The following is a 25,214-nucleotide window of genomic DNA, read 5'->3' on the forward strand; positions in this document are numbered from 1 at the left end:
TAAGGCCGCGAGGCCCGCACAATATGCTTGGCCTCGTGTCGACCCATCCGCCGAGCGACCCCGCCCCGAGCGGTCGTCGATTCGGTTGGGTCCGGGTCGCTGCAGACCGCGTTCCGACGAAGTGGTTCGCGGGGATCGGGACCGTGGCATTCCTGGCCGCCACCGCCGCATTCGGCGGGCTCGCGACCGCGGCCGTCGACGGACCGGCCGTGATCGACACCGACACCGAGCACCGCAACGAGCAGATCGCGATCACCGTGCAGCGCGCCGTGTTGCTGGACGAGTTCCCCGAAGCCGGCATCCACGTCGAGGACGGCGAGCGCGTCCTGGCGGTGCAGGTGCGACTGGAGAATGTGCGGAACGAACCGCAGTCCGCCTCACCCGGTTCCGATGTTGCGAAGAACTTCTCGATCGCCGAACTCGACGGCGAACCGGCCGGATCGGCCGCACGGTTGGACGATGCGACCACGTCCCCGGTCCTCCAGCCCGGCGTCCCGGCCGAGATCGTCTACACGTGGGCGATCGATGCAGATGATTTCCATGCCGGAGACACCCTGCACGTCACACTCAACGATCTCTCGCTGCACGTCGGGTCGTTCGTGACGATCGGGTCCTGGTGGATCGACCCCGTCCCGGCGGCAACGCTCACCGTGGCATTGACCGATGTCGGCAGCGGCGCCGATAGCGACGGGACGAGCGAGTGAAGAGCTGGCAGCAGTGGCTCATCGGCGCCGGTCTTGTCGTCGTCGCGTGGGGGGTCGCCGGAATCACACCCCCGGAGGACGCACGCGAGGCGCCGTTCGCCGTTGCCGCGGAGGTGGGCGCCCCGGCAACGGGTCGCAACATCGAGATCACCGTGACCGAGCTCCGCCGCGCGTCGACCGTGACGACCTCCGATTGGAGTGCGGACGGCAACTGGCTCATCGTCGATCTCTCCGCGTCCGCTGTCGTCACCGACCAAGGTGCTGCGCTGCGCACGGTCGAGTTCGCGATCGATGGCCGCACATTCTCCGCAAGCGAGCGGCCCGACTCGTTGTTCAAGGAGTCGCTCAACGCCGGGATCGCCCGCACAGGCAGCGTCGCGTTCGAATTGCCGGCCGATCTGGACGCCGGTGCCGGCGTCCTCACCTTCGGGCTCTTCACCGATTCCCGACTGGATTCGGTGATCGAACTCTCGGTGGATCTGGCCGACGTGGCCGTTCAGCAGGAGGTCGCGTTGGCCGCGACGGACTGGGCTGACGGATGACGCGGGGGTGGTGGCGACGGAACGCCCTGGCGCTGGGGGTACTCGTGGTGCTCGCCCCGGCGACGGCGGCCGCGATCTCGTTCACGGCCTGGAACAGCTGGGATGAGGGACATCCGACGCGGCCGATCACCGTACCGCTCGGCAGCTCGGTGGTCTTCTCCGGATCGCAGATCGCGGACGCGCAGGCACGCTTCGACGGCGAGGTCGACGGAACGCCCGCCGGGGCACGCGTCGTCTCCGTCACGATCGAGATCGATCCTCAGGATCGCGAGTTCCACTGCGCCTCCCCCACCCTGCGCGAAGTCAGTGGCGCACAGCGCCAGTGGGAGGAAGCGTCGTTCGAACTCGATCGACCCTATGACGAGGATCGCGTGACCTATTGCGACCCGGATCTGCGTGCGCCGTACACGCTCTCGCTCGACTATCTCGTCCCCGAAGACGCGTCGGGCCCGTTCGCGTTGGAGTTCTCCACCGCGGAGGCACTGCCGGAGTACCTGCGACTTCTTCTCGAGCCCTGAGCCGGATCCGGCGTCTGCTCAGAAGCAGGAACCGACGTTGCGGCCGGCGCCGCGGCATCCGTCCGCCGTTGCACGAGGCGGCCGACGACCTGGTCATACGAGGACGACACCAGCGCGATCCGGAGCGGCTCGATGATGAGCGGGATGGCGAGCAGGATGATCTGGTCGTTCACCATCCAGAACGCCCCGAGCTCGTTCGGCCCGAAGACGCGCGTCAGCCCGATGCCGACGAGCGACTCGAGCGCGAGCAGCAGCGTGTACAGCAGCACGTAGCCGCCGATCAGCACCGGGCCGGCCCGCCACATCAGCACGATGGCCCGCCCGATCGGCTGGAAGCGCGACACGATCTCCGACCAGATGTCGGCCAGCCGCGCCCGGATCCACCCGGGTGCGCGCAGCCATCGCGATCGCGCCTGGTCCACGAGGGCGCCGCGGAGACTCACCTGCTGCGGCGCGACGGCCTGACCGTAGATGACTCCGGCGATCGTGAGCCACGCCAGCGGGAGCAGGATGATGCCGCCCGCCTCTCCGAGCACCCATTCGACGGCATCCCACACCCAGGCGACGGGCACCAGCTGGGCCGACACCCACTCGCGCACACCGGCGAGCCAGACCATGGCCTGTCGCGTCTGCACCCACGTCGTTATGACGCCGACCGCATCGCTGATCACCATCAGCGAGAGGTAGACCCACAGCACCTCGAGATACACCGCGACGAACGCGAATGCCGCCGGCAGCCGCCCGTTGTACCGCTTGATCAGCCAGCGCAGCGCGAAAGCCACGACGATCACGACGATCGTCCACACGCCGATCGTGAGCTCGCCGACGGCACCGTCGCCCACCTGCTGGTCGGTGAAGATGAGGTCGGTGTTCACGGCGAGGACGCGCTGGAAGTAGGCGACGACGTCTTCGCGCATGAGCCCCCAGGCGGCGTAGAACGCGACGAACGGCAGGATCGAGCCGAGCAGCGCCTTCAGGAACGTCTCGCGCCGTGCAGCGCCGGTCTCCGGAAGGGGCGCGATCGCATCGAGCTGCCGCATCCCGTCCCGCACGACGAGGAACATCGCGACGTAACTGATCAGTCGCGCGAGCACGCCGACGGGCAGCAGCAGCGCCCCGCCGATCGCCGAGTAGGCGCCAACCCACCCGGCGAGTTGGATCACACCGTAGTTGGCGAGCGTGCCCGCGAGGAACCACGCCATGATCGCCGGCCAATGCGCGAGCAACTGGCGCGCTGCCGTGGCGAGAAGGGCGATCACATGCTCACGGTAGCGTGCCGGCCGAGCCCGAGCCGCTCAGTCCCAGAGGCTCGGTGCCTCCGCGCGCGTGGAGGGAAGAGCGGATGCCGCGGCCCACTCGTGGATCCACGGGGCCAGCGGTGGCAGGTCATCCGGCCGGTGCAGCTCCGCGAAGAGCTCCTCGTGCGGCACGAGACCGCCCGATCGGCGCAGGAAGCGGGCGCGCACGATCATCTCGGCGTACACCTCCCCCTTCACGACCGCGCGGTGCATCAGGTAGACCGACTTGTCGTCATGGCCGAGGAGTCGCGACTCGACGGTGAAGCGCTGCCAGAGCTCGAGCGACTTGCGGAACGTGACGGACTCGCTGGCGACGACGGCGTACCACCCCTGCTCGGCCAGGACATCCCACACCCCGGTGCGGATGAGCAGGTCGAAGCGCCCCAGGTCGAACAGCGAGGCGTAGCGCCCGTTGTTCATGTGCCCGAGCAGGTCGATGTCGGTAGGCATGGTCCGCAGGCGCACGCGGCCCACGATCGTGGGATTCACGGGCCCACGACGGCGCAGCAGCACCTTCGCGCGCCAGATCGTCAGGAGCGTCCGCCACATCACATTCACGAGGAGCGATAGTAGCCAGCCGCACCCGTTCGCGCGATTCGGTTGTGGAACACCGACATGACTGCGCTCTTTTCGCCCCCTACGACCGGTACCGGATCTGTCCGGTTCCCCTCCGCGATGATCCGCGATCCGCGGTCTCACGGCACCGGATCCCGATCCAGTGCGTCGCGCCGCATCCCGTCGATTTCTCCTCCCGCCGCGGCGCGCGTAGAGTCTCGGCCATGGAAGCCGAACTGCAGACCGACATCGTCGTCCGTCCGGTGCGGGACGTGGATGCCGAAGCCCTCGGTCGCGTACACGCGACGTGCTGGCACGAGACCTACGATCACCTCATCAGCAAGGCCGCTCTCGAGAAGGTGTCTCCGCGACGCCTCGCCGAGCTGTGGACCCACTGGGCCGCACAAGGCCCCGAGTTCCGGATGAGCGCCGCGCTCGTCGACGGCGAGATCGTCGGGTTCGTGGGCTCCGGTCCGGCCCGCGATAAGGACGCCCCGCGCAACCGCGAGCTCTACTTCATTTACCTGCTGGACGCCTACCACGGCACCGGCATCGGACAGCGCCTGTTCGACGCCGCCGTCGACAAGGACGAAGAGCTGTACCTGTGGGTCGCCGATGACAACCCGCGCGCGCACCGCTTCTACGTCCGCAACGGCTTCGCGCTGGACGGCGCAACGCACACGGAGCCGTTCCTGGGTGAGACGCTCACCGAGGTGCGGTTCGTCCGCTGACGGTGCTGCAGGTCTGGGCGCTCGACGGCATCCCGGAGATCGCGCCCGGTGCTGACCTGGTCGCGCTGATCGTCGCCGCCGCGCGCGACGAGCTGCGCGACGGCGACATCCTCGTCGTCACGTCGAAGATCGTCTCGAAGGCCGAAGGTCGCATCATCGCGGCGGACGACCGCGAGGACGCGATCACCGCCGAGACCGTGCGTGTCGTGGCCTCGCGCACGTCACCGGCCGGTCACACCACGCGGATCGTCGAGAACCGGCTGGGCATGATCGCCGCCGCGGCAGGCGTGGATGCCTCGAACACCCCCGAGGGGACGGTGCTGTTGCTTCCGGAGGATCCGGATGCCTCGGCCCGCGCTCTCGCGGCGGGCCTGCGCGAGCGGCTCGGCGTCTCTGTCGGCGTGATCGTGTCCGACACCCTCGGCCGCGCGTGGCGCGAGGGGCAGACCGACTCGGCGATCGGCGCCGCCGGAGTGCACGTGTTCGAGGACCTCCGCGGTCAGACGGATGCCGAGGGCCGCCCGCTCATCGTCACCATGCCGTGCGTCGCGGACGAGATCGCCGCCGCCGGCGACCTCGTCAAGGGCAAGGCCGCCCGCCTCCCGGTCGCCGTCGTCCGTGGGCGGGCCGACCTCGTCGGGCCGCTGGACCTTCCGGGCGCCCGCTCGATCGTGCGGCCGGCCGAGCGCGACATGTTCCACATCGGGTCGGACGAGGCGTGGGCCGCCGGTTTCGCCGCGGGCGCGGCATCCGTCGTGGCCCCCACCACCCCATCGGCTTAGCCTGTCTGTCGTCAGGCCTTCGTGAGGCTGGCGGTCAGCGGCGTCGGGTTCTGGAACAGATCCTGCACGGGACAGTGCTGTTCGACCGTCGCCAGCAGCTCCTCGTAGCGCTCCTGCGTCTCGGGGCCGGTCAGGGTGATCGCCAGGCGCACGGCACCGAAGCCCGCGCGGACGGTGTCGTCCTTGCCGAACAGCCGTGCGGCATCGAGGTCGCCCTCGGCCGTGATGGAGATGTCGTCGAACGGGATCCCCAGGGCGCGGGAGTACAGGCGGAAGACCACGACCTGGCACGAGATGAGCGCTCCGAGGGCGTACTCCACAGGGCTCGCGCCGAGGTCGTCGCCGGCCAATGCCGCCGGCTCGTCGACGAGGAACTCGTGCTTGCCGGCGCGGATGCGGGTGGCGACGGAACCCTCGCCCACGCCGTGCACGCGGTAGGTGAGGTGACCGGCCGAGCGGTCGGCCTCGAGTCGCTCGCTCCAGGCCGCTCCTGCGGCGTCGAGGCGCTGTGCGCGGTCGGCGGCCACGTCGAGTTCGGCGTCGAGTTCGGGGTCGAGGAGGAGGTCGGTGTCAGCGGTGATGTCGGTCATGGTGCCGACGCTAGCGATGGCTGCTCGCCCGCCGCTTCGGCGTCGACACACGCCGACACCGAGGTACACAGTTCGTCACGAGATCGCGACGACGCCGCGTTCTAGCGGGCGCTGACCTTGCCGAACAGCTTCGCGATCGGCGCCAGGACGAGTGGCCGTGCGGCGACCCAGGCGGCGGCGATGACCACGAGCGAGGCGGCGAACATCCAGAAGCCGAGCCAGTTGTCGGCGTACGCGTTCGGATCCACTGAGCCCTGCGCCGCGTACATGTGGTTCAGGTTGCGCAGCGCGCCGGTGGTGAGCACGAGCATGACGTGCACGAAGATGAACAGCACGAAGTACAGCATCACCGGGAAGTGCACGGCACGCGCCCACTCCACCGGGTACGCCTTGTCCAGGGCCTTCATGTTCTTGGGCCAGATGCCCGACATCCGCACACCGGTGATCGCGGCCAACGGCGCGGCGATGAAGATCGTCGCGAAGTAGGCGATCTGCTGCAGGCTGTTGTAGTTGACCCAGCCGTTCTCGGTGGGCCAGTCCAGCGACACGTACTGCAGGGCCGCGGAGATCGCGTTCGGGATCACTTCCCAGCTGGTGGGGATGACCCGCATCCACTGTCCGCTGACGAACAGCAGCACGATGAAGATCACGCCGTTGACCAGCCACAGGATGTCCAGCGACTGGTGGAACCACAGCGAGAGACTGATCTTGCGCTTCGGGTTGCCGCGCGGCGACCAGAACGCGGCAGGGCGCTTCTCGTTCCGCACCTGCAGGCCGGAGCGGATGATCAGCACCATCAGGAACACGTTGAAGAAGTGCTGCCAACCCAGCCAGGACGGGAACCCGACCGGAGCGCCTTCGGGCAGGTGGTACTCGCCGGGGTAGGTGGTGAGGAAGTCCTGCATGAACTCCAGGCTGAGGAACCAGCGCACCGCGAGCACGGCCATGGCCGCGGCGAACAGCAGTCCGCCCCCGGCGACGATCGCGGCACCGGCCCACTGCCCGCGGGTGAACGGGCCGTAGCGTTTCGGCTCAGGTTTGGGCGCGGGACGCGTGCGCGCTGCCTTGCCCGCCCATGCGGTGCGGGTGAACGGCAGCGGGGCCAGCGGACCGGTCGGTTCGGCGACGGCCACAGCCGTTGTCGGAGCGGATGCGGCGGCCGCGGGGGCTGTGCCGGCACCCGGGCGGGGCAGACCCGCGCGGACGGCCGGTGCCGCCTCGGCAACGACCTCGACCACAGGCGCTGCGGCCACGGTGAGGTCCGGCGCGAAGCCGGCCGCGGGCCAGGGCTCGCCCCCGGCCGCGCGCGGCAGACCGCGACGCAGAGCCGCACCCGTGCCCGCGGCAGCGACCACACGGGCCGGAGTGGCGGCGGGCGCCGACGCCGGCGCGGCGGCGACAGGGGCGGCATCGGAGGCGACGGCGGCCGCGGCATCCGTCACGACTGCGGCAGGCGCGGCGACGGCAGCAGCCACGGCAACCTGACCGGCGGGCGGCCAGGGCTCGCCCCCGGCGACACGCGGCAGGCCGCGACGCAACGTCGCACCGGCAGCAGGACCGACGGCAGGCGGAGGAGCAGCGACAGCGGCGGCGGGAGCCTCGACGACAGCAACGGCCTCGACAATGACCGGAGCCTCGGCGACAGCGGGAACTACCTCAGCGACAACGACCGCGGCGACGACCGATTCCACGGGTGCGGTCGCGTCGGCGGGGGGCCAGGACTCCCCACCAGGACTGCGGGGCAGCCCGCGACGCACCGTACGCCCGTATGTCGCCATCCCTGCTTACGCCTTCCGTGCCTGCAGTGCCGTGATCAGCTGCGGCACCACGGTGAACAGGTCGCCGACCACGCCGAAATCGGCGATGTCGAAGATCGGGGCATCCGCATCCTTGTTGATCGCGACGATCGTCTTGGCCGTCTGCATGCCCGCACGGTGCTGGATGGCACCGGAGATGCCCAGAGCGACATACAGCTGCGGCGAGACCGAGACACCGGTCTGACCGACCTGGTGCGACTGCGGGATGTACCCGGCGTCCACCGCGGCACGCGAGGCGCCGATGGCCGCACCGAGGGCGTCGGCGAGCTGCTCGACCAGCGCGAACTGCTCCTGCGAACCGAGTCCGCGACCGCCCGAGACGACCTTGGCGGCGCCGCGGAGTTCCGGACGGCTGGAGGTCTCGGTCGACTCGGCGAACGAGACGACGGATGCCGCGGCCGCGCCGGAGGGCGTCACCGCAAGTGTCTCCACGACGGGGGTCTGCGCGTCGGCGCGCAGGTCGATCGCGCCCTGACGCACCGTGATGACCGGAGCGCCCCATGTGACGGCGGAATCGACGTTGTACGCGCCGCCGTAGACGGAGTGGTGCGCGACGATGCCCTCGGCGTCGCGGGAGATCGCGACCGCGTCGGCTGCGATGCCCGAACGGGTCCGCGCCGCGAACCGGCCGGCGACATCGCGACCGTCGAGCGAGTTCGAGATCAGCACGGCGTCGGGGCGCACGAGGTCCGCGGCGGCGGCGAGCGCGTCCACCGTGGGAACGGCCAGCGCGGTCGCGGCATCCGCCGCCTCCGCCACGAGGACGGTCGACGCGCCGAGGGCACCGGCCGCCGCGGCGGCGGCAGCGCCGTCACCGGGAGCGGTCACCACGAGTGCGACGGGCGTGCCCACGGCAGCCGCGGCCCCGACGAGGGCGGCAGCGCTCTTGGCGAGGCCGCCACCGGGGGCGGACTCGAGCAGCACCAGGATGGAATCGTCTGCAAAGTCGGTCATGACTTCTCCCCTCACACCAGTCGGTTCTGCGCGAGGAACTCGGCGAGCTGCTCGCCCGCGTCACCCTCGTCGACGATTTTCACGCCCGCGGTACGCGCGGGCTTCTCGGCGATCGAGATCACGATCGAGCGGGAGTACGCGGGGTCGTCGGCCTCGATCGCGAGGTCGGCGAGCGTCAGGGTCTCGAACGGCTTCTTCTTGGCCGCCATGATGCCCTTGAAGTTGGGGAAGCGGGCGTCCGGCATCCGCTCGGTGATGGAGATCACGGCGGGCAGGGCCGTCTGCACCTGCTGGGTGCCGTCGTCCGTGGCCCGTTCGCCGGTCACACCGTCACCGGTGATCTGCACCGAGGTCAGCGCGCTCGCGTGCGGCGCGGCCAACAGCTCGGCGATCATCGCGGGCAGGACTCCGCCGGAACCATCGGTGGAGAGGTTGCCGGTGATCACCAGGTCGAACCCGGTGCGCTGGATCGCGGCGGCGAGCACCTGTGCGGTGAGTCCCAGATCGGCTCCGACGAGGAGCTCATCGGCCACGTGCACAGCGCGAGCCGCACCCATCGCGAGACCCTTGCGGACGGTCGCGGCAGCGCCCTCCGGAGCCATCGACATCACGATGACCTCGGTGTCGGCATCCTTGTCCGCATGCGACAGTGCCACCTCGAGCGCGCGCTCCCCGATCTCATCGAGAACCGTTTCGCTCGCGGCCCGATCGGCCAGTCCCGTCTCCAGGCTCAGCTTGCGATCCCCATAAGTGTCGGGGACCTCCTTGACCAGCACGATGATCTTCATCGATATCTCCTCACGCCTTCAGCGAGCCTATCCCAAATCGCGGATTGTACCCATTCACGCCACTGGCGCGATCAATCGAGGCTCAAGGCGCGGTTTTTGTATACATTACAGAGCGAAAACTGTCGATCGGACGCCGCCGTGAGCGCCCCGCGGACATCAGCGATTGCGGAAGTCGGGTGCGCGCTTCTCGCGGAACGCCGCCATCCCCTCGGACTGGTCGTCGAGGGCGAAGGTTGCCGCGAAGGCCTGCCGTTCGAATCGCAACCCTTCGGCCAGCGAGGTCTCCTGCGCCGCCTGCAGCGCGTCCTTCGCGGCGTAGACCACAGGCAGCGACTTGGAAGCGATGGTCTCGGCAACCTTGCCCGCCTCTTCGAGGAGATCGGCGGCAGGAACGATCCGGGACACGAGCCCCGCACGTTCGGCCTCTTCTGCGCCCATCAGCCGCCCGGTCAACACCAGTTCTGCGGCCTTGTACTTGCCGATGGCCCTGGGCAGACGCTGCGTACCACCGATCCCGGGAATGACGCCTAGGTTGATCTCGGGCTGCCCGAACTTGGCCGTGTCCGCCGCAAGGATGATGTCGCACATCATCGCCAGCTCGCAGCCGCCGCCGAGCGCGAAGCCCGCCACTGCCGCGATCACGGGGGTTCGCAGACGCCCGAAATCACCCCACCCGTCGAACGGACTGTCCAAGTACATGTCGACGTAGCCCATGTCCGACATCTCCTTGATGTCGGCGCCGGCGGCGAAGGCCTTCGCGGAGCCGGTCAGGACGATGGCGCCGATGCTCTGATCGGCGTCGAACGCCTTGCCCGCCGTGACGATCTCACGGATGAGGGTCGAATTGAGGGCGTTGAGGGCGTCCGGACGGTTCAAGGTGATCCAGCCCACCTTGCCGCGGGTCTCGACGATGATCGTTTCGTAGTCCGTCATGACTGCTCCTGTTCAACGGGGCTCAAGGCGGACTGCGCCGTCGAGACGGATGGTCTCACCGTTGAGCATGGGGTTATCGACGATGTGCTCAGCGAGTGCGGCATACTCGTCCGGCCGGCCAAGCCTATGCGGATGCGGCGTCTTCTCCGCGAGGGAATCCTGAGCCTCCTGCGGCAGACCGGCCATCATCGGGGTCTGGAAGAGGCCCGGGGCGATGGTGACGACCCTGATGAGTGAGCGGGCCAGCTCGCGGGCTGCCGGGAGGGTGAACCCCACCACGCCGGCCTTCGATGCGGCGTAGGCGATCTGCCCGATCTGACCCTCGTACGCCGCGACGGAGGCCGTGTTGATGATGACACCGCGTTCACCGTCGACGGGCTCGGTTGCGGCCATCGCCTCGGCGGCCTGCGCCGCGACGTTGACGGTGCCGCCGAGATTGATCGTCAGCACCCGGAGGAAGGCCTCGAGTGGCAGCGGGCCGTCGCGTCCGAGGAGCTTGCCCGGCGTCGCGACTCCGGCGCAATTCGCCACGATGCGCAGCGGCGCCCCCGCGGCCGCGATCTCGACCGCCGCACGCACCTGCCCGACGTCGGTCACGTCCGCCGCCACGAACACCGCGTTCGCGCCGATCTCGACTGCGGCCTCCGCGCCACGAGAGCTCGGCAGGTCCAGAAGGTAGACCCGGGCGCCGCGTCGCGCGAGGCGCTTCGCGGTGGCAAGGCCGAGCCCGGAGGCTCCTCCGGTGATGAGGGCTGCTGCCCCGTCGATCTTCACGCGATATCTCCTGTCCCGCGGCTCAGAGCCGCTCGATGATGGTGGCGTTGGCCATGCCGCCGCCTTCGCACATGGTCTGCAGCCCGTACCGGCCACCGGTCTCTTCGAGATAGGTGAGCATTGTGCCGAGGAGCCGCGTGCCCGAGGAGCCGAGCGCATGCCCGAGCGCGATCGCGCCGCCCCACGGGTTGAGACGTTCGGGATCCGCGTCGAACTCTGCCGCCCACGCGAGCGGGACGGACGCGAACGCCTCGTTCACCTCGTAGGCGTCCAGATCTCCGAACGACAGCCCCGAGCGCTCCAGGATGCGGTGCGTTGCGGGGATCGGGCCGGTCAGCATGTACAGCGGGTCATCGCCGACGACGGCGAAACTGTGGAACCGCGCACGCGGCGTGAGCCCGAGCTGTGCCGCGCGTTCTTCGCTCATGATGAGCACGGCCGATGCACCATCGGTGAGCGGCGACGAATTGCCCGGGGTGATCGCCCACGGGATCTGTGGATAGCGCGCGGCCATCGCCTCGTCGAAGAACGACGGACGCAGGCCGGAGAGACCTTCCACGGTCGTCGATGCGCGCACGGTCTCGTCGCGCACGTGTGCGTGGACGTCACCCTCGGCATCCGTCACGGTCACCGGCAGGAGCGACGATTCGAACCGCGCGTCATCCATCGCCTGCGCGGCGCGCCGATGCGACTCGGCTGCGAACGTATCGAGCTGTTCCCGGTCGAACCCCCATTTGGCGGCGATGAGCTCCGCCGAGATGCCCTGTCCGACGAGACCCTCCGGGTAGCGGGCGCGCAGACCCGGCGAATGCGGCGTGCCCCCGGCAGCGGCCGCCCCGAGCGGAACCCTGCTCATGGACTCCACCCCGCCGGCGATGACGATGTCGTACGCGCCGGCGATCACTCCCTGGGCGGCGAAGTGCGCGGCCTGCTGGCTCGATCCGCATTGACGGTCGATCGTCGTGGCCGGTACCGTCTCGTCGAATCCGGCAGTCAGCACCGCGCCGCGCGCGATGTTGGTGCTCTGATCGCCGACCTGGCTGACCGTGCCCCACAAGACGTCGTCGATCTGCCGCGACTCCAGCCCGTTGCGCTCGAGCACGGACCGCAGCACGTGAGCGGACAGGTCGACCGGATGCACACCCGACAGCGCGCCGCCCGGCTTGCCCCGACCGCTCGCGGTGCGAACGGCATCGACGATGACGGCGCTGGTCATGATGCCACGCTCTCGGCCGGATCTTCCAGGAAGAAGTCTGGCTCGAGCTCGGCCCCTGGCCCGGCAACGGCGTACTGATCGAAGTCAGTGACCCCGGCATCCGTCAATACGTCATCATCGATGAGCAGCCGCCCCGTCAACGACGGATCGGAAGAGGTCAGCACGCAGTAGGCGGCGTCCGCCATGATTCCCGGCACGCGGGCCTTCTGCAGCGTCTCGCCTCCACCGAGCAGATTCCCGACGGCGTCCGTCGCGATGACGGTGCGCGGCCAGAGCGAGTTCACCCGGATGTCCAAGTCGGCGAACTCGGCCGCGAAGGCGAGGGTGGTCAGGCTCATGCCGTACTTGGAGATCAGATAGCCCGGGAAGCGCGAGAGCCAATACGACGATGCGAGATTCAGCGGCGGGCTCAGCGTGAGGACACTCGCGCGCGACGAGCGCTCGAGGTGGGGCAGGGCGGCACGCGTCAGCATGAAGGTGCCGCGCGTGTTGATGTCCTGCATCAGGTCGTACTGTTTCGGCTGCAGATCGGCAGTGGACCACGGCGCCAGCGCGCTGGCGTTGTTGACCACGATGTCGATGCCGCCGAACCGCTCCACCGTCCGCGCAACGGCCTCGTCGATCGACGAGTCGGAGCGCACATCCCCGACGATCGCGAGGCCTCGCCCGCCCGCCTGCTCGATCGCCTCGACGGCGGTGTGAATCGTTCCGGAAAGGGCGGCCGACGGCTCAGCGGTCTTCGCAAGGAGCGCGATGTTCGCGCCGTCACGCGCCGCACGCAGGGCGATGGCGAGGCCGATCCCCCTGCTTCCGCCGGACATCAGGATGGTGGCGCCTCGCAGCGTACGGGGCTCGGATGTCGTCACCGTGCGGTCTCCTTCTCGTTCTGGCGTGCCGCGAACGCGGCGATGCGCTGTCGGGTCTCGTCGGTGCGGATCCGACGGGCGAGACCGTCGACTTCCCCCGACAGATGCTCTCGGTAGTCCTGACGCGGACGGTTGATCAGGTTGCGGGTATCGGTGCGCGCAGCGATCGATCCGGCGGCCAACGACTCGGCGAGCGCCTGGACGTGCTCGTCCAGGTCGTCCTCGGCGGTCACGGCGGTCACGATCCCCCACTCCTGCGCCTCGGATGCGTCGAGCACGCGGGCAGTGAGGGTCAGCTCCATCGCCCTGCGGGGACCGACGATCGCGGGGAGAAGCCAGGAGACACCGCAGTCCGGGCTGAGTCCGACAGCGGCATACGCGCTCAGAAAACGCGCCCCCGAGGATGCGACGACCAGGTCGGCATTCAGGACGACCCCCAGACCACCGCCCGCTGCAGCGCCCTGCACGGCCGCGACGACGACAGCATCGGCGGCCCGCAACTCCAGCAGCGCATCGTGCACCGTTGCGGCCAGGGTCGAGATGTAGGCCCCCTGATCGGGCGCCGCCGCGATCGCTGCGACATCGCCGCCGGCGCAGAAGAGCCTGCCGGTGGCGCGGATCACGACGACGCAGGGCTCGTCGGACGCACGGATGCCACGCGCGGCATCGACGAGCGCCTCGGCCATCGGCTGATCGAGGGCGTTGCCGGACTCCGGTCGATTCAGCGTGAGCCAGACGATCCGGCCTTCGCGCCGCACATCCAGCGGAGAAGCGAGTGCACGCGTCTCCTCGTCGGTTCCCGTCATCGCGAGGCGTCCTCCGGCTCGTCTCCATCCCGTGCACCGACGCCGGCGGCGATCAGGCTCGCCAGCGCGCGGTAGGCGGCCGAATCGTCCAGTCCGGTAGTGTCCTGGATCTCGCCGCGATGGATGGCGTTCATCACTTGACCGGCCACGGCTCCGACGAAGACCGCGTCGACGTGCGAGCGGGCGCCTGCGGCCTCGATGACCAGCTGCTGAACGTACGCGGCAGCGACGCCGGTGTTGTGCTGATAGATCTCGCGTGCGGGTGGATAGGCGTCCAGGTCGGCGAAGAAGTAGGGGGATGCGGGGGCGAGCGCCTCCGAGATGAGTGTCAGGTAGAGGACGATCCGGTCGGCCGCGGGCGCCTCGGGATCGAGCGCCGCGCCGATGCCATGCGTCGCACGTCGGAAGAATGCGCGGATGACCGCCAGGATGATCTGCTCTTTGCTCGCTCCCACCGCATAGAGCGTCGTCTTCGAGCACTTCGCGTGCCGTGCCATCTCATCGAGGCTGAGCTCGGCGAAGCCATCGCGGAGGAAGAGCTCGATGAGCAGATCGATGAGCTCGTCCCGCCGCGCCGCTGCGTGAGCTTCGCGGGGTCGAACCCTTGTTGTCGGCTGTGCCATACTCTGGACAGTACCAGAACCTCAACCTCAGTACTGACATCAGTACTGGAAAGGCGAATCCCATGCCGGTATCGCGGCTCATGCCCTCAGTCGAGGCCGACGATCTCGTCGATCTGGTGCGCGACATCGCCGCCAAGGAACTGCTTCCCCGCGTCGGAGAATACGAGGCCAACGGCACATTCCCGCGCGAGACGTTCCGACTTCTCGGGCGCGCCGGGCTGCTCAGCCTGCCGTACGCGGAGCAGTACGGAGGCTCCGACCAGCCGTACGAGGTCTACCTGCAAGCACTCGAGGAGATCGGGGCCGCCTGGGCGAGCGTCGCGGTCGGCGTCAGCGTCCACGTCCTTTCCTGCTTCCCGCTGGCGGTCTACGGGTCGGACGCGCAGAAGGCGCGCTGGCTGCCCGACATGCTCAGCGGCGAACTGCTCGGCGCGTACTGCCTCTCTGAGGCGCACGCGGGCTCGAACCCCGCCGCGATGCAGACGCGGGCCGACCGCGACGGTGACGATTTCCTGATCACGGGCGCGAAGGCATGGACCACGCACGGCGGGGTGGCCGACTTCTACACGGTGATGGCCCGCACCGGGCCGGGTTCACGAGGGATCAGCTGCTTCTTCGTGCCCGCCGACTCGCCCGGCATCGAGGCAGACGAGCCCGAGCACAAGATGGGACTGATGGGCTCCCGCACGAGCACCGTCCGCTTCGACCACGTCCGCGTCGGACCGGACCAGCTGATCGGGCGGGCAGGCCAGGGACTCACCATCGCCTTGGCGGCGCTGGACGCCGGCCGGCTCGGCATCTCGGCTGTGGCCACAGGGCTGTCCCAGGCGGCGCTCGACCTCGCCATCGGGTACGCCAAGACACGGGAGGCGTTCGGTAAGCACATCATCGAGCACCAAGGACTTGGCTTCCTGCTCTCCGATATGGCAGCCGCCATCGGCGCCTCCCGCGCGACCTACCTCGCCGCGGCGCGGCGCAAGGACGCGGGAATGGAGTACTCGAAAGATGCCTCGATCGCGAAGCTCGTCGCGACCGACAACGCGATGCGCGTGACGACGGATGCCGTGCAGGTGCTCGGCGGCGCCGGCTACACCCGCGACTTCCCGGCGGAGCGATTCATGCGAGAGGCGAAGGTCATGCAGATCTTCGAGGGGACGAACCAGATCCAGCGGATGGTGATCTCGCGCTTTCTCTAGGAGTTCCTGCTCACAGGCTCTTGAATGCCTGGACCGCCGCGAGGGACGAGGCGTCGACGACCTCTCCGCCGAAGCGTTCGAGAACGATCGCCTGAGTCGCCCGCAGGTGCGACGCGGAGAGCTTCGTCACCCCTTCGGCGTCACCGTCCTCGATGTATTTGAGAATCGCCGCGTGGGTGCGCCAGGACTCGCGCTGGTGCGCTTCATCCGGGTACTGCGCCGTCGCGTTGACGGTGTCCGCCCACGTCTGTTCCTGGATGGACCAGATGGCGACCATCGAACGCACCAGCAGGCGCAACGAGACGTTCTCCACGGACGCGACCATGATGTCGTGAAATCCACGGGCGGACGCCGAGTAGAGTCCCCCGACCCCCAGCACTTCTTCCGACTCCGCGAGGTTGGCGCGCAACGCAGGAACGAGCGCCTCGTGGCGATCGACGCGCTCGGCACACAGCGCGGCGCACTTCGGCTCGAGCAGAAGCAGGGACTCGGCGAGGTCGGCGATGCGTACGCCCTGGCCTTGCATGGAGAGCGCGAGCGCGTATGCGGCGGAAGACCAGCTCGGCTTGTGGACGTAGGCGCCGCCGAACTTACCGCGACGCACCGTGATGAGCCCCTCGGCCTCGAGGATGCGCAGCGCCTCGCGCAGCGAAGGCCCACTCACGCCGTACTGCTCGATGAGGTCGTCCTGACGCGGCAGCGGCACGTCGGTGTGCTCGGACCGGAGAATTCGCTGACGCAGATCCGCCGCTATAGACTCGGCGATCCGCGGCGACATGCCGATACGAGGAGCCGCGCGCCGCGCAGTGACCTCATCCACGTAGTACCCATCTTTCGCTCCGCATATTGCTTGCAAAGCTTATATGACTTTGCCTCACCTATCGGGGATAACATCACCGTGCCGCATCGGATGCGGGGCGCTGCCGCCGAAGGATTCGAGACCCGCGACCCCGATCGTCTCCGTAAGAATTCGAGCCATCCGATGCGCGCCCTCCGGCAGTCGCCGGGCACCCTGGCTTCCGCGCGAGAGCCAGGACAGGTCCACCTCATCGGTGAAGCCCATCGCCCCGTGCAACTGATGCGCACCGCGCAGAACCGCATCGGCGGCGGTCTGGGCCGCGACGAGCAGCCCGAGGGCATCCGCGAGGGCGGGTTCGGTGCCACGAGCCACAGACCACAGGGTGTATTTCCCGAGCTCTTCGAGGGCCGCGGTGGCCAAAGCCATCTCAGCCAGAGTGAATCCGACACCCTGGAACCGCGCGAGCTTCTTGCCGAACTGCTCCCGTTCCCCGACGTACCGAACGGTGTCGGCGAGCGCGCGCTCGAGCAGCCCGAGAAGCCACCACGCCTGCAAGGTCACGAGGACCGCGGCCTCCTGCGGGCGGGTCGCGCCATCCGGCTCCGCATCGACTTCCACCCCGAAAGGTGCCAGCGGCGTGGCGAGCAGCGCCGTAGACGACGAGACCCGATACGTCGCACCGAGCACATCCACCCCCGACCACCGCAGAGGCACATCCAGATGCATGGCGAGTCGATGGCCGCGGGTGGCGACCAGAACCGTGGCCTCCGCACTGCCGATCCGCCCGAGGCGCTCGACCACGGGATAGGGCACAGCGAACGACCCGGCCGCGCGACAGACCGACGCCGCTGCTTCGAATTCGATTTGGTCGCCGGCCGGCGACAGATCCCACACGCCGATCGGATCGAGCAGGTCACCGATGCCGATGCGCGCCGTCGGGTCTTGAACACCCCGGCGCAACACGTCTACGCCCCCCACGGACTCGAGTTGCTCGCATACGACCGCGCCGAGCTCTTCCGCTTCTGCCGACAGATTCGTGTTCATCGGCCGACCAGACTGCGAGCGATCGTCTGCTTGTTCATCTCGAGAGTGCCTGACGCGACGGTCGAGGCCTGCGAGTACCGCCAATGATCCTCGACCTCCCGTGCGTACACATCATGAGGATCGGACGTTCCGAGCCCCGCATTTCCGACGACATCCATCAGCAAATCGGCGACCTCCTGGTCGAGAGTTGTCACGGCCATCCGGTAGAGGGCCGCGTCGCCCGGGTCCGGCGTCGACGAGCGCGCCCGGTCGAGCAGGCGATACGCCAGGAGGCGCGCCTGGCGTGTGCGCACCTGGGCACGTGCCCACCGCTCGTGGAGCGAGGCGGGCAGGTCATCCCACGCACTTCCCAGCGCGTGCGGTGCCGCGGCCAGGAGTTTCTCGCAGCGGGCGTAGCGCGCGATCCCGATGCGTTCGAACGCGAGAACCTCGGTCACGATGTCCCAGCCGCGATCGATCTCGCCCAGCACCTCGTGGTCGGGGACGAAGACGTCGGTGAGGTAGACCTCATTCAAATGGTGCGGTCCGAGCATCGCGGCGATCGGTCGCACTTCGATTCCCGGCGCGTCCATGTTGAGCAGGAAGACCGAGATCCCGTCCTTCCGGCTGTCCGCAGATCCGGTGCGAGCAAGGAGGAAGCAGCTCTGCGCCATTCCCGCGTAAGACGTCCAGACCTTTTGGCCTGAGATCGACCATCCGCCGTCGACCTTTGTCGCCTTCGTCTTGAGTCCGGGGAGGTCTGATCCGGCCTCCGGCTCGCTGAAGCCCTGACACCAGACGACGTCGCCGGCGGCGATGGGAGGGAGGTGACGATCCTTCTGTTCCGGTGTGCCGTGCTTCATGATCACCGGTCCCACCCAGTTGAGACCCATATATTGCGCACCGCGGGGCTCGTGGGCCGCCCACATCTCTTCCCGCAGAGCGGTCTGCGCGAAGGTGTCTGCGCCGGTACCGCCATACTCGCGCGGCCAGGCCATCACGAGCAGGTGTCGCTTGCCGAGCTCGTGCGCGAAGGCCTGGGTCAGTTCGAAATCGGCGGGGTCGTGCGTGAACGCGCCGAGAAAGCCCTCGGGAATGAGATCGTTCACGAGACCGCGCAGTTGCGTACGCAACTCTGTGACCGCGTCGGATTCGGCGTAATCGAGCACCCTTACTCCATCTCTTCTTTGCTATCTATATAAACATTAGACGGAAAATTGCCACTACCGCCACCTGCAAGCCGCGTTGTCAATCCTTTAAAGGATTGATAGTGTTGCAGACGTGGACAAGATTGTCGATGGATCGCCGATGACGGAATCCGACCCCAGCGCCGAATGGGCCCTCCTCGCACCGTCGGAAGAGACCTTGGAGTTCGTGGGGTCGGCGCGCGCACAGTTCAGCAGCCTGTTTCCGACAAGCGTCATCCGCACGATCGCGGAGGGCGGCCCCGCGCCGATGGAGCACTGGACTGATCTGGTCGACCAGGGCTACCTCGCCGTCGGGATGCCGGAACAGAGCGGCGGAATCGGCACGCTCGCCGATCTCGTGACAGTGCTGGAGGAGGCCGGCCACGCGTTGCTGCCGCTCCCCCTGCTCGCGAGCGCTGCCTCAGCGCACACACTCCTCCGTGCCGGATTCGATGCCGATTCGCTCGATGACGCCCCTTCGGCGCTGGCGGTATCCACGGATCCGTCGGACGTGCTCATCGCCCTGGATGCGGCGCACGCCGCCACCGTCACCGTTGTCTCGGCAACGCTCGGAGGCGTCGTGATCGAACGCATCGCGGCCACCGCGCAGCCCGCCGCACCCCGCGATCCCATCGATCCGACCCGCCCACTCGTCACTCTCGAGCGGGGTGCAGTACTCGATCGCCGTGCCCTCAGCGACGTCACCGTGGACGACGTGCTCGCGGCCGCTCGAGTGTGCGTCGCAGCGGACCTCCTCGGGACAGCAACCCTCGCGCTCGAGGGCGCCACCGAGCACGCGAAGCGGCGCGAGCAGTTCGGACGGCCCATCGGCTCGTTCCAGTCGGTGAAGCACCAGATCGTCGACGGGTACATCTCGATCGAGCGCGCTCGCAGCCTCACCCTCGGTGCTGCAGCAGAACTCGTCACCCACCCGTTCAGCGCCACAGGCACCGAACTCTCGCTCCTCGCGAAAGCCGCCGCATCCGATGCCGCCACGGGAGCCGTGGCCCTGCACACCCAGCTGCTCGGGGCGATGGGGCTCACGTACGAGTCGGACAATCATCTGGCCGTGCGGCGAGCGCAACAGACCGCCGGATACCTCGGAACGGCGTCCGACCTGTACGCGCGCACCGCCGCACTGATCCTCGATAGGAGCGCTCGTGGCTGAGATCCTCGACGAATACCGCACGTTTCTCGATGAGGCCCTTCCCGTCGGCTATGACGGCAGCGCTCGGGAGTTTCGCGAGGACGAGCCACTGCGTCGCGCTTTCCAAGCGGCGAGCTTCGACAACGGCTGGCTCGTGCCCGAGTGGCCGCGCGATCTCGGCGGTCGAGATCTGCCGCTGCCCCACGCCCTCGCGATCCGCATCGAGGGTGCGCGCCGCCAGATCCCCCGACAGATGAACATCCAGGCGACCGGCGTGGTTGCCCCCGCCATCCGACAGTTCGGAACGGTCGAACAGCAGGCCCGCTACCTGCGCCCCACGCTGCGCGGTGAAGCGTGGTGGGCGTTGGGAATGTCCGAGCCGGAGTCGGGCTCCGACCTGGCGTCCCTGCGCACCACCGCCGTGCGCACCGGAGAGAACTTCGTCGTCAACGGCCAGAAGATCTGGACGACGCAAGCCGACGGATCCCGCTGGTGCACGCTCTACGTCCGCACGGATGCCACGCTCCCCAAGCACAAGGGGATCACATGCCTGCTGCTCGACATGGAGACTCCGGGCATCACCGTCCGCCCCATCCCGACGGCGGGCCCGTCTGTCGAGGCCTTCTGCGAGGTGTTCCTCGACAACGTCGTGGTTCCTGCGAGTGACGTGCTCGGCGAGGTCAACGGCGGCTGGCGGATTGCGATGGCGAGCCTCGAACACGAGCGCGACATGATCTGGATCAACAACTGGCTCGAGATGCAACGCGCTCTCGATCCCGTGCTGACCCGCTCTGTCGAACCGCACCAACTCGATCGCCTGGGACGACTGCTCGGTGACATGGAGGGTGTGCGGCTCACAGGCCTGCGCTCCGTCGCCCACCGCGCCGCAGGGACCGATTCCCCGATCGGGACCCTTCTCAAGCTCTTCGGCTCGGAGGCCGTACAGCGAGCGACCTCTTTCGCGCTCGAAACCGCCGGAAGCGACGGCGCCGCTCGGGCTTCGGCCTTCGACGACTATCTGGAATCCCTCGCGGCGACCATCTACGGCGGCACCTCAGAGGTGCAGCGCAACATCATCGCCGAGCGCGTGCTCGGACTCCCGAAAGGCTCCTGACCGATGTCGGAATCATTCCTCCCCCTCACCGACCGCACCGCTCTTGTCACCGGAGCCGGACGCGGGATCGGCCGTTCGATCGCCGTGTCGCTGGCCGCGGCCGGCGCGACCGTGGTCGTCATGGCCCGCACGGCCGACCAGCTCGACGTCACCGTGGCCGAGATCGAGGCGGCGGGTGGGCGTGCGATCGCCGCCCCCTGCGACATCCGCGATCCCGCCGACGTGGGCCGAGCTGTCGCTGCTGCGCTCGAGGTCGTACCCGGCGTCGACATCCTCGTGAACAACGCGGGCAACAACGTCAAGGCCCCCGTCGTTCCGCTTCCCGTCGCCCCCGGCACGGCGATCGGGCAGCCGGGATCACGGCCGTCCGATCTCGCCCTGAGCGACGAGGAGTGGGACTCCGTGCTCGACACCCACGTGCGCGGGTCGATTGCGCTCATTCGCCTTCTGGTGCCCGGCATGTTCGACCGCGGTCGTGGCCGAGTCATCAACATCGGCTCGAGCTCGGTGATGCGGGCGAGCAACCTGACCACGCCGTACAAGGTGGCCAAGGGTGCCATCACCCACTTGACTCAATCCCTCGCAAAGGAATGGGCGGCCTACGGCGTGACAGTGAACGCGATCGCGCCCGGCCACTTCCGCACCGACATGACCAAAGCGCTGCACGACAGCCCCGAGGGACAGGCCTGGTTGAAGGAGCGCATCCCCATGCAGCGCACCGGAGACACCCGAGAACTCGGTGCGCTCGCCGTCTTCCTGGCCGGCGATTTGGCATCCTTCATCACCGGCCAGGTCATCTACGTCGACGGCGGCGAAACGCTCTAGGCCCCGAAAGTGATCGGCGATGCCCCGCGGTCGACCGTCCAGTTGTCCGCGGTCTCGCGTTCGAGCCGCCGTGCGTCGCCGAGCTGGGATTGCTGTCCACTCGCGTACAGCATGACCATGTTCTCCGCCGCTGCAGGTGAGATCGACGCAATGGCGGCCGCCAGTTCGCGTGCCCGCGGCAGCAGCAGCTCATGAGGCAGCACCTCATTCACGAGCCCCCACGACAGCGCGGTCGCTGCATCGATGGGAAGGCCGGTGAGCGACAGCTGGCGGGCGCGCCCGACGCCGACGAGGGCGGGAAGGTCCGCGCTGAGCCCCCACCCCGGCGATATGCCGAGCTTCGCGTGCGTGTCGGCGAACATCGCACGCTCGGACGCGAGCGCGAACGAGCACGCGATCATGATCTCGATGCCACCGGAGATGCAGCTTCCGTTGATGGCGGCGATCGTCGGCGTCCTCATGCCACGAAGTCGCGTCGCGGGGTCGAGCGGCGCCGTGACGTAGTTCGCCTCGCCGAGGAGCTCCTTCGCGTTCACACCGCTGGTGAACGCGGGATCGTCTCCCGTGATGATCACGACTCGGATGCCGGGATCGTCGTCGGCGATCTGCAGATCATCGACGAGCGCCACCCGTGTGGCTTTCGTGAGAGCGTTCCGAGTCGCCGGTGCCGACAAGGTGAGCGTGAGCACGGCGTCGTCGCGCGTGAGACGGTAGTCGATCTCGGTCGTCATTTTCGATACCTTCTCTCTTATCATTGTAATATATACAAGATAACGAAAGGACGTCGACGATGGCGCTGCCCGACCGCATAGCTTCACGACTGGCCATCCCGGTGATCTGCGCCCCGATGTTCCTCATCTCGGAGCCCCAATTGGTCGTTGCAGCGTGCAAGGCAGGAGTGCTCGGCTCCTTCCCCCGTCAGAACACCCGCACCCGCGAGGACTTCGAGGCATGGCTGCGCCAGATCCGCGAAGAGCTGGACGCGTGGACGGAAGCGACCGGGAGAGTCCCCGGACCGATCGCCGTCAACATTCCGACCACCCTGGATCCCGCCGACATCGCCGCCGATCTCGACGTCTGCGTGCGGTACGGCGTTGACATCATCATCACCTCGGTGGGCAAACCGCACGAGGTCACCCGTCTGGCGCACGACAGGGGCCTGCTCGTCTACCACGACGTCACGACGATCGCGTTCGCCGAGAAGGCCATCGATGCAGGAGTCGACGGCCTCAATTGCATCGGCGCCGGCGGTGGCGGACACTCGGGGACTGTCAGCCACCTCGCCCTCATCCCGAAGATCCGATCGATCTACGACGGGACCATCGCACTCGCCGGAGCCGTATCGACCGGTTCCGTCGTGCGCGCCGGCGAGATCCTCGGCGCAGACCTGGCGTTCATGGGCAGTCGATTCGCCGCGACGGTCGAGTCGCACGCCCACGCACAGCAGAAGCAGTGGATGGTGGCCGGCGCGTCGAAGGACCTCAGCTTCACCCCAAAGGTCAACGGCATGCCCGCGAACTGGATGCTCGCATCTCTCGCCGCCCACGGGATCGACCTCGGCGCGCTGCCCGAGCCCGTGCAGCGCGGTCATGACCACCTGCCGGAGGGAGTGCATCCCTGGCGTGACCTCTGGTCGGCCGGTCAGGGAATCGAACTCATCGACGACATCCCCAGCGTCGCCGAGCTCGTCGATCGCCTGGCAGCGGAGTACCTCGCCGCGTGTGCGATGCCGGACCGGTCGCCACAGGCTCGTCGCCACCTCGCCGTACGGTCATGACCAGGATGGACACACAATGACGAACGACACGCGCTTCCCGACCTCTCCCGAGCTGCTGACGGAGGTGGTCGGAACCACCCTCGTCGTGACCCTGAACCGCCCGACGCGCGCCAACGCGCTCGATGCGACACTGATCCGTGCGCTTCGAGAGCTCTGGCCGCAGGTTGCCACAGACACCCGACTGCGGTGTGTCGTGCTGACCGGCGCCGGCAATGCGTTCTGCGCCGGCGCCGACGTCGCCATGCTGGCCGCCCCGCGGATCGAGATCGGTGCCACGGCCGCCGCCGAGCTGAGCTTCGTACCGGGACCCCACCTGAACATTCCCGTGATCGCCGCCGTCAACGGGGTCTGCGCCGGCGGCGGTCTGCACTTCGTCGCCGACGCCGACATCGTCGTCGCCGCCGACGTGGCCAGGTTCATCGACCCGCACGTCAGTGTGGGCCAGGTGAGCGGCCTCGAACCGATCGAGCTGCTGATGCGGATGAGACGCGATCTCGTCGCGCGAATGGCTCTCCTCGGCTCGAAGGAAGTGCTGGATGCCACCACGGCGCAGGCCGCCGGACTCGTCTCCCAGGTGGTCGCCCCGGGCGACCTGCTGCCGATGGCGATGAGCCTCGCCGCGCAGATCGCCCAGGGCTCCCCCGAGGCCCAGCGGGTGACACGCCAGATCCTGCGCGACTTCGAGGCGGACCTGGTGCGCGAACACCTCGATCGTGGCTGGCAGGCCGTGCAGGACCATTGGACCCACCCGGACGCCGTCGAGGGCCCAACGGCCTTCGCTGAGAAGCGAGCTCCCCAGTGGGCTCCGCCCCGCTCGTAGTGGACAGGTTCACGGGCCGGGTCGCGGTGATCACCGGGGCCGGCAACGGCATCGGGCGCGCCACGGCCGCACGACTGATCGACGAGGGCGCGACGGTCGTCGGGGTCGACATCGACGAGGCTGCGCTCGGTGACGCCGCCGACGCCCTCGGGGAACGATTCGAACCGTTCCCCGCCGACGTGGCGGACGCGGCACCGGAGCACGACTATGTGTCGTACTGCATCGCCAGGCACGGCAGTCTCGACATCGCCTTCCTCAACGCCGGCGTACTCGGGGCGACCGGCCCCATCCACGACTATTCGCTCGAGGAGTTCGATCGCGTGATGGCGATCAATGTGCGCGGCGTCTGGCTGGGCACCAGTCGTGCGCTCGGCGCGATGCGGGAGCGCGGCGCAGGCGTGATCACGATCACGTCCTCCACCGGCGGGCTGCGGGGCAGCGGCGGCCTCGGCCCCTACGTCGCCAGCAAGCACGCCGTGGTCGGGATCATGAAGAGCGCCGCGATCGAAGGCGGGCCCTTCGGGGTTCGTGTCAACACGATCCATCCAGGACCGACGAATACTCAGGTATGGTCGGCCGCCGAAGAAACAAAGCGGATCGAGACGGGCGCGGAGCGTTCCGGACTGCCCCAGCTCTACCGTGTCGCCGATCCGTCGGAGGTGGCATCGGTCGTCGCCTTCCTCTCGAGCGATGAAGCGGGATTCTGCACCGGCGGATCGTTCCCGGTGGACGGCGGGCTCCTCGCCGGCCCGCCGTACTCCGCCTGACACCACACGGCCTCGCCCCGCATACAGGTCCGCCCCGCTGCAACTCGCGTTGCAGCGGGGCG

At 68.4% G+C, this 25,214-nt stretch carries 28 protein-coding genes; 12 read left to right on the plus strand and 16 right to left on the minus strand.

Going from position 1 to position 25,214, the window contains the following annotated elements; all coding sequences use genetic code 11:
* Positions 1-143 precede the first annotated feature (143 nt).
* The 3 genes from ASD65_RS09660 to ASD65_RS09670 are packed head-to-tail and all read left to right on the plus strand — an operon-like array spanning position 144 to position 1,764.
* Positions 144-704 carry a hypothetical protein gene (locus ASD65_RS09660; RefSeq protein WP_235566650.1) on the plus strand — a complete coding sequence of 187 codons (561 nt, stop codon included), beginning with the start codon at positions 144-146 and terminating at the stop codon, positions 702-704.
* Positions 701-1,246 (plus strand): hypothetical protein, encoded by a 546-nt coding sequence (locus ASD65_RS09665; RefSeq protein WP_056221718.1) that lies wholly within the window; start codon positions 701-703, stop codon positions 1,244-1,246. Before ASD65_RS09660 ends, ASD65_RS09665 begins: the two co-directional genes overlap by 4 nt.
* Complete coding sequence (locus ASD65_RS09670; protein ID WP_056221721.1) at positions 1,243-1,764, plus strand: hypothetical protein; 522 nt, start codon at positions 1,243-1,245, stop codon at positions 1,762-1,764. The genes ASD65_RS09665 and ASD65_RS09670 overlap by 4 nt, the downstream gene beginning before the upstream one ends.
* Here the strand turns inward: ASD65_RS09670 and ASD65_RS09675 are convergent.
* Positions 1,668-3,023 (minus strand): hypothetical protein, encoded by a 1,356-nt coding sequence (locus ASD65_RS09675; RefSeq protein WP_056221723.1) that lies wholly within the window; start codon positions 3,021-3,023, stop codon positions 1,668-1,670. The two genes, ASD65_RS09670 and ASD65_RS09675, sit on opposite strands and share 97 nt — an antisense overlap.
* 36 nt (positions 3,024-3,059) lie before the next feature.
* Entirely contained in the window at positions 3,060-3,620 is a 561-nt protein-coding gene (locus ASD65_RS09680; RefSeq protein WP_056221726.1) for an acyl-CoA thioesterase, read from the minus strand.
* 221 nt (positions 3,621-3,841) lie between these two features.
* Between ASD65_RS09680 and ASD65_RS09685 the strand changes: the two genes are divergently transcribed.
* Together ASD65_RS09685 and ASD65_RS09690 are read left to right on the plus strand one after the other, a co-directional pair.
* Positions 3,842-4,348 (plus strand): GNAT family N-acetyltransferase, encoded by a 507-nt coding sequence (locus ASD65_RS09685; RefSeq protein WP_056221729.1) that lies wholly within the window; start codon positions 3,842-3,844, stop codon positions 4,346-4,348.
* 2 nt (positions 4,349-4,350) lie between these two features.
* Entirely contained in the window at positions 4,351-5,130 is a 780-nt protein-coding gene (locus ASD65_RS09690; protein WP_056221732.1) for a coenzyme F420-0:L-glutamate ligase, read from the plus strand.
* 11 nt (positions 5,131-5,141) lie between these two features.
* On the opposite strand, the gene ASD65_RS09695 is transcribed toward ASD65_RS09690, so the two are convergent.
* The 10 genes from ASD65_RS09695 to ASD65_RS09740 all read right to left on the minus strand — a co-directional run bounded on the left by ASD65_RS09695 (position 5,142) and on the right by ASD65_RS09740 (position 14,497).
* Complete coding sequence (locus ASD65_RS09695) at positions 5,142-5,720, minus strand: OsmC family protein (protein ID WP_056221734.1); 579 nt, start codon at positions 5,718-5,720, stop codon at positions 5,142-5,144.
* 101 nt (positions 5,721-5,821) lie between these two features.
* Positions 5,822-7,498, minus strand: coding sequence for a cytochrome b/b6 domain-containing protein (locus tag ASD65_RS09700; RefSeq protein WP_056221737.1), 1,677 nt, complete (start codon positions 7,496-7,498; stop codon positions 5,822-5,824).
* Between the two features lie 6 nt (positions 7,499-7,504).
* Complete coding sequence (locus tag ASD65_RS09705) at positions 7,505-8,491, minus strand: electron transfer flavoprotein subunit alpha/FixB family protein (RefSeq protein ID WP_056221740.1); 987 nt, start codon at positions 8,489-8,491, stop codon at positions 7,505-7,507.
* Positions 8,492-8,502: 11 nt separating this feature from the next.
* The gene (locus ASD65_RS09710; RefSeq protein WP_056221741.1) at positions 8,503-9,279 is read right to left on the minus strand and encodes an electron transfer flavoprotein subunit beta/FixA family protein; all 777 of its coding nucleotides are present in this window, start codon (positions 9,277-9,279) and stop codon (positions 8,503-8,505) included.
* Positions 9,280-9,435: 156 nt separating this feature from the next.
* Positions 9,436-10,212 (minus strand): enoyl-CoA hydratase, encoded by a 777-nt coding sequence (locus ASD65_RS09715; RefSeq protein WP_056221744.1) that lies wholly within the window; start codon positions 10,210-10,212, stop codon positions 9,436-9,438.
* 12 nt (positions 10,213-10,224) lie between these two features.
* A complete protein-coding gene (locus ASD65_RS09720) occupies positions 10,225-10,986 on the minus strand; it encodes an SDR family NAD(P)-dependent oxidoreductase (protein ID WP_056221746.1) in 762 nt (253 codons plus the stop codon).
* Between the two features lie 22 nt (positions 10,987-11,008).
* Positions 11,009-12,202, minus strand: coding sequence for a thiolase family protein (locus tag ASD65_RS09725; protein ID WP_056221749.1), 1,194 nt, complete (start codon positions 12,200-12,202; stop codon positions 11,009-11,011).
* On the minus strand, positions 12,199-13,068 hold the full coding sequence (locus ASD65_RS19005) for an SDR family oxidoreductase (RefSeq protein WP_268778130.1): 870 nt from the start codon (positions 13,066-13,068) through the stop codon (positions 12,199-12,201). The genes ASD65_RS09725 and ASD65_RS19005 overlap by 4 nt, the downstream gene beginning before the upstream one ends.
* Positions 13,065-13,874: an enoyl-CoA hydratase/isomerase family protein gene (locus ASD65_RS19010; RefSeq protein ID WP_056221752.1), complete on the minus strand. Its 810-nt coding sequence runs from the start codon at positions 13,872-13,874 to the stop codon at positions 13,065-13,067. Before ASD65_RS19010 ends, ASD65_RS19005 begins: the two co-directional genes overlap by 4 nt.
* Positions 13,871-14,497, minus strand: coding sequence for a TetR/AcrR family transcriptional regulator (locus tag ASD65_RS09740; protein WP_056221755.1), 627 nt, complete (start codon positions 14,495-14,497; stop codon positions 13,871-13,873). The genes ASD65_RS19010 and ASD65_RS09740 overlap by 4 nt, the downstream gene beginning before the upstream one ends.
* Before the next feature lie 62 nt (positions 14,498-14,559).
* On the opposite strand from ASD65_RS09740, the gene ASD65_RS09745 reads away from it, so the two are divergent.
* Complete coding sequence (locus ASD65_RS09745; protein ID WP_056221758.1) at positions 14,560-15,693, plus strand: acyl-CoA dehydrogenase family protein; 1,134 nt, start codon at positions 14,560-14,562, stop codon at positions 15,691-15,693.
* A gap of 10 nt (positions 15,694-15,703) precedes the next feature.
* Here the strand turns inward: ASD65_RS09745 and ASD65_RS09750 are convergent, their stop codons facing one another.
* From ASD65_RS09750 to ASD65_RS09760, 3 genes are read right to left on the minus strand one after another with little or no spacing between them, the layout of a single operon-like run.
* Positions 15,704-16,513 (minus strand): FadR/GntR family transcriptional regulator, encoded by an 810-nt coding sequence (locus ASD65_RS09750; protein ID WP_156378827.1) that lies wholly within the window; start codon positions 16,511-16,513, stop codon positions 15,704-15,706.
* Between the two features lie 54 nt (positions 16,514-16,567).
* Positions 16,568-17,536 (minus strand): acyl-CoA dehydrogenase family protein, encoded by a 969-nt coding sequence (locus ASD65_RS09755; protein WP_056221761.1) that lies wholly within the window; start codon positions 17,534-17,536, stop codon positions 16,568-16,570.
* A complete protein-coding gene (locus ASD65_RS09760) occupies positions 17,533-18,684 on the minus strand; it encodes an acyl-CoA dehydrogenase family protein (RefSeq protein WP_056221763.1) in 1,152 nt (383 codons plus the stop codon). Before ASD65_RS09760 ends, ASD65_RS09755 begins: the two co-directional genes overlap by 4 nt.
* Positions 18,685-18,823: 139 nt before the next feature.
* Between ASD65_RS09760 and ASD65_RS09765 the strand changes: the two genes are divergently transcribed.
* The 3 genes from ASD65_RS09765 to ASD65_RS09775 are packed head-to-tail and all read left to right on the plus strand — an operon-like array spanning position 18,824 to position 21,788.
* Positions 18,824-19,870 carry an acyl-CoA dehydrogenase family protein gene (locus ASD65_RS09765; protein ID WP_156378828.1) on the plus strand — a complete coding sequence of 349 codons (1,047 nt, stop codon included), beginning with the start codon at positions 18,824-18,826 and terminating at the stop codon, positions 19,868-19,870.
* On the plus strand, positions 19,863-20,963 hold the full coding sequence (locus ASD65_RS09770) for an acyl-CoA dehydrogenase family protein (RefSeq protein WP_056221768.1): 1,101 nt from the start codon (positions 19,863-19,865) through the stop codon (positions 20,961-20,963). The genes ASD65_RS09765 and ASD65_RS09770 overlap by 8 nt, the downstream gene beginning before the upstream one ends.
* 3 nt (positions 20,964-20,966) lie before the next feature.
* On the plus strand, positions 20,967-21,788 hold the full coding sequence (locus ASD65_RS09775) for an SDR family NAD(P)-dependent oxidoreductase (RefSeq protein WP_056221771.1): 822 nt from the start codon (positions 20,967-20,969) through the stop codon (positions 21,786-21,788).
* Here the strand turns inward: ASD65_RS09775 and ASD65_RS09780 are convergent.
* Positions 21,785-22,519, minus strand: a complete 735-nt coding sequence (locus tag ASD65_RS09780; RefSeq protein WP_056221775.1) for an enoyl-CoA hydratase-related protein — start codon at positions 22,517-22,519, stop codon at positions 21,785-21,787. The genes ASD65_RS09775 and ASD65_RS09780 overlap by 4 nt on opposite strands.
* Positions 22,520-22,578: 59 nt before the next feature.
* Between ASD65_RS09780 and ASD65_RS09785 the strand changes: the two genes are divergently transcribed.
* From ASD65_RS09785 to ASD65_RS09795, 3 genes are read left to right on the plus strand one after another with little or no spacing between them, the layout of a single operon-like run.
* Positions 22,579-23,565: an NAD(P)H-dependent flavin oxidoreductase gene (locus tag ASD65_RS09785; RefSeq protein WP_056221778.1), complete on the plus strand. Its 987-nt coding sequence runs from the start codon at positions 22,579-22,581 to the stop codon at positions 23,563-23,565.
* A gap of 16 nt (positions 23,566-23,581) precedes the next feature.
* On the plus strand, positions 23,582-24,385 hold the full coding sequence (locus tag ASD65_RS09790) for an enoyl-CoA hydratase/isomerase family protein (protein WP_056221780.1): 804 nt from the start codon (positions 23,582-23,584) through the stop codon (positions 24,383-24,385).
* The gene (locus tag ASD65_RS09795; protein WP_162248480.1) at positions 24,385-25,152 is read left to right on the plus strand and encodes an SDR family NAD(P)-dependent oxidoreductase; all 768 of its coding nucleotides are present in this window, start codon (positions 24,385-24,387) and stop codon (positions 25,150-25,152) included. The genes ASD65_RS09790 and ASD65_RS09795 overlap by 1 nt, the downstream gene beginning before the upstream one ends.
* The last annotated feature ends 62 nt before the right edge of the window (positions 25,153-25,214 follow it).

Source organism: Microbacterium sp. Root61 (assembly GCF_001427525.1).
Lineage (GTDB): Bacteria > Actinomycetota > Actinomycetes > Actinomycetales > Microbacteriaceae > Microbacterium.

What these genes read in the sequence shown, in the direction of transcription:
- ASD65_RS09670 (WP_056221721.1), top strand. Translation starts at nt 1,243, where the DNA reads ATGACGCGGGGGTGGTGGCGACGGAACGCCCTGGCGCTGGGGGTACTC.
- ASD65_RS09685 (WP_056221729.1), top strand. Translation starts at nt 3,842, where the DNA reads ATGGAAGCCGAACTGCAGACCGACATCGTCGTCCGTCCGGTGCGGGAC.
- ASD65_RS09695 (WP_056221734.1), bottom strand. Translation starts at nt 5,720, where the DNA reads ATGACCGACATCACCGCTGACACCGACCTCCTCCTCGACCCCGAACTC.
- ASD65_RS09700 (WP_056221737.1), bottom strand. Translation starts at nt 7,498, where the DNA reads ATGGCGACATACGGGCGTACGGTGCGTCGCGGGCTGCCCCGCAGTCCT.
- ASD65_RS09705 (WP_056221740.1), bottom strand. Translation starts at nt 8,491, where the DNA reads ATGACCGACTTTGCAGACGATTCCATCCTGGTGCTGCTCGAGTCCGCC.
- ASD65_RS09710 (WP_056221741.1), bottom strand. Translation starts at nt 9,279, where the DNA reads ATGAAGATCATCGTGCTGGTCAAGGAGGTCCCCGACACTTATGGGGAT.
- ASD65_RS09715 (WP_056221744.1), bottom strand. Translation starts at nt 10,212, where the DNA reads ATGACGGACTACGAAACGATCATCGTCGAGACCCGCGGCAAGGTGGGC.
- ASD65_RS09725 (WP_056221749.1), bottom strand. Translation starts at nt 12,202, where the DNA reads ATGACCAGCGCCGTCATCGTCGATGCCGTTCGCACCGCGAGCGGTCGG.
- ASD65_RS19010 (WP_056221752.1), bottom strand. Translation starts at nt 13,874, where the DNA reads ATGACGGGAACCGACGAGGAGACGCGTGCACTCGCTTCTCCGCTGGAT.
- ASD65_RS09740 (WP_056221755.1), bottom strand. Translation starts at nt 14,497, where the DNA reads ATGGCACAGCCGACAACAAGGGTTCGACCCCGCGAAGCTCACGCAGCG.
- ASD65_RS09745 (WP_056221758.1), top strand. Translation starts at nt 14,560, where the DNA reads ATGCCGGTATCGCGGCTCATGCCCTCAGTCGAGGCCGACGATCTCGTC.
- ASD65_RS09755 (WP_056221761.1), bottom strand. Translation starts at nt 17,536, where the DNA reads ATGAACACGAATCTGTCGGCAGAAGCGGAAGAGCTCGGCGCGGTCGTA.
- ASD65_RS09765 (WP_156378828.1), top strand. Translation starts at nt 18,824, where the DNA reads ATGACGGAATCCGACCCCAGCGCCGAATGGGCCCTCCTCGCACCGTCG.
- ASD65_RS09775 (WP_056221771.1), top strand. Translation starts at nt 20,967, where the DNA reads ATGTCGGAATCATTCCTCCCCCTCACCGACCGCACCGCTCTTGTCACC.
- ASD65_RS09780 (WP_056221775.1), bottom strand. Translation starts at nt 22,519, where the DNA reads ATGACGACCGAGATCGACTACCGTCTCACGCGCGACGACGCCGTGCTC.
- ASD65_RS09785 (WP_056221778.1), top strand. Translation starts at nt 22,579, where the DNA reads ATGGCGCTGCCCGACCGCATAGCTTCACGACTGGCCATCCCGGTGATC.
- ASD65_RS09790 (WP_056221780.1), top strand. Translation starts at nt 23,582, where the DNA reads ATGACGAACGACACGCGCTTCCCGACCTCTCCCGAGCTGCTGACGGAG.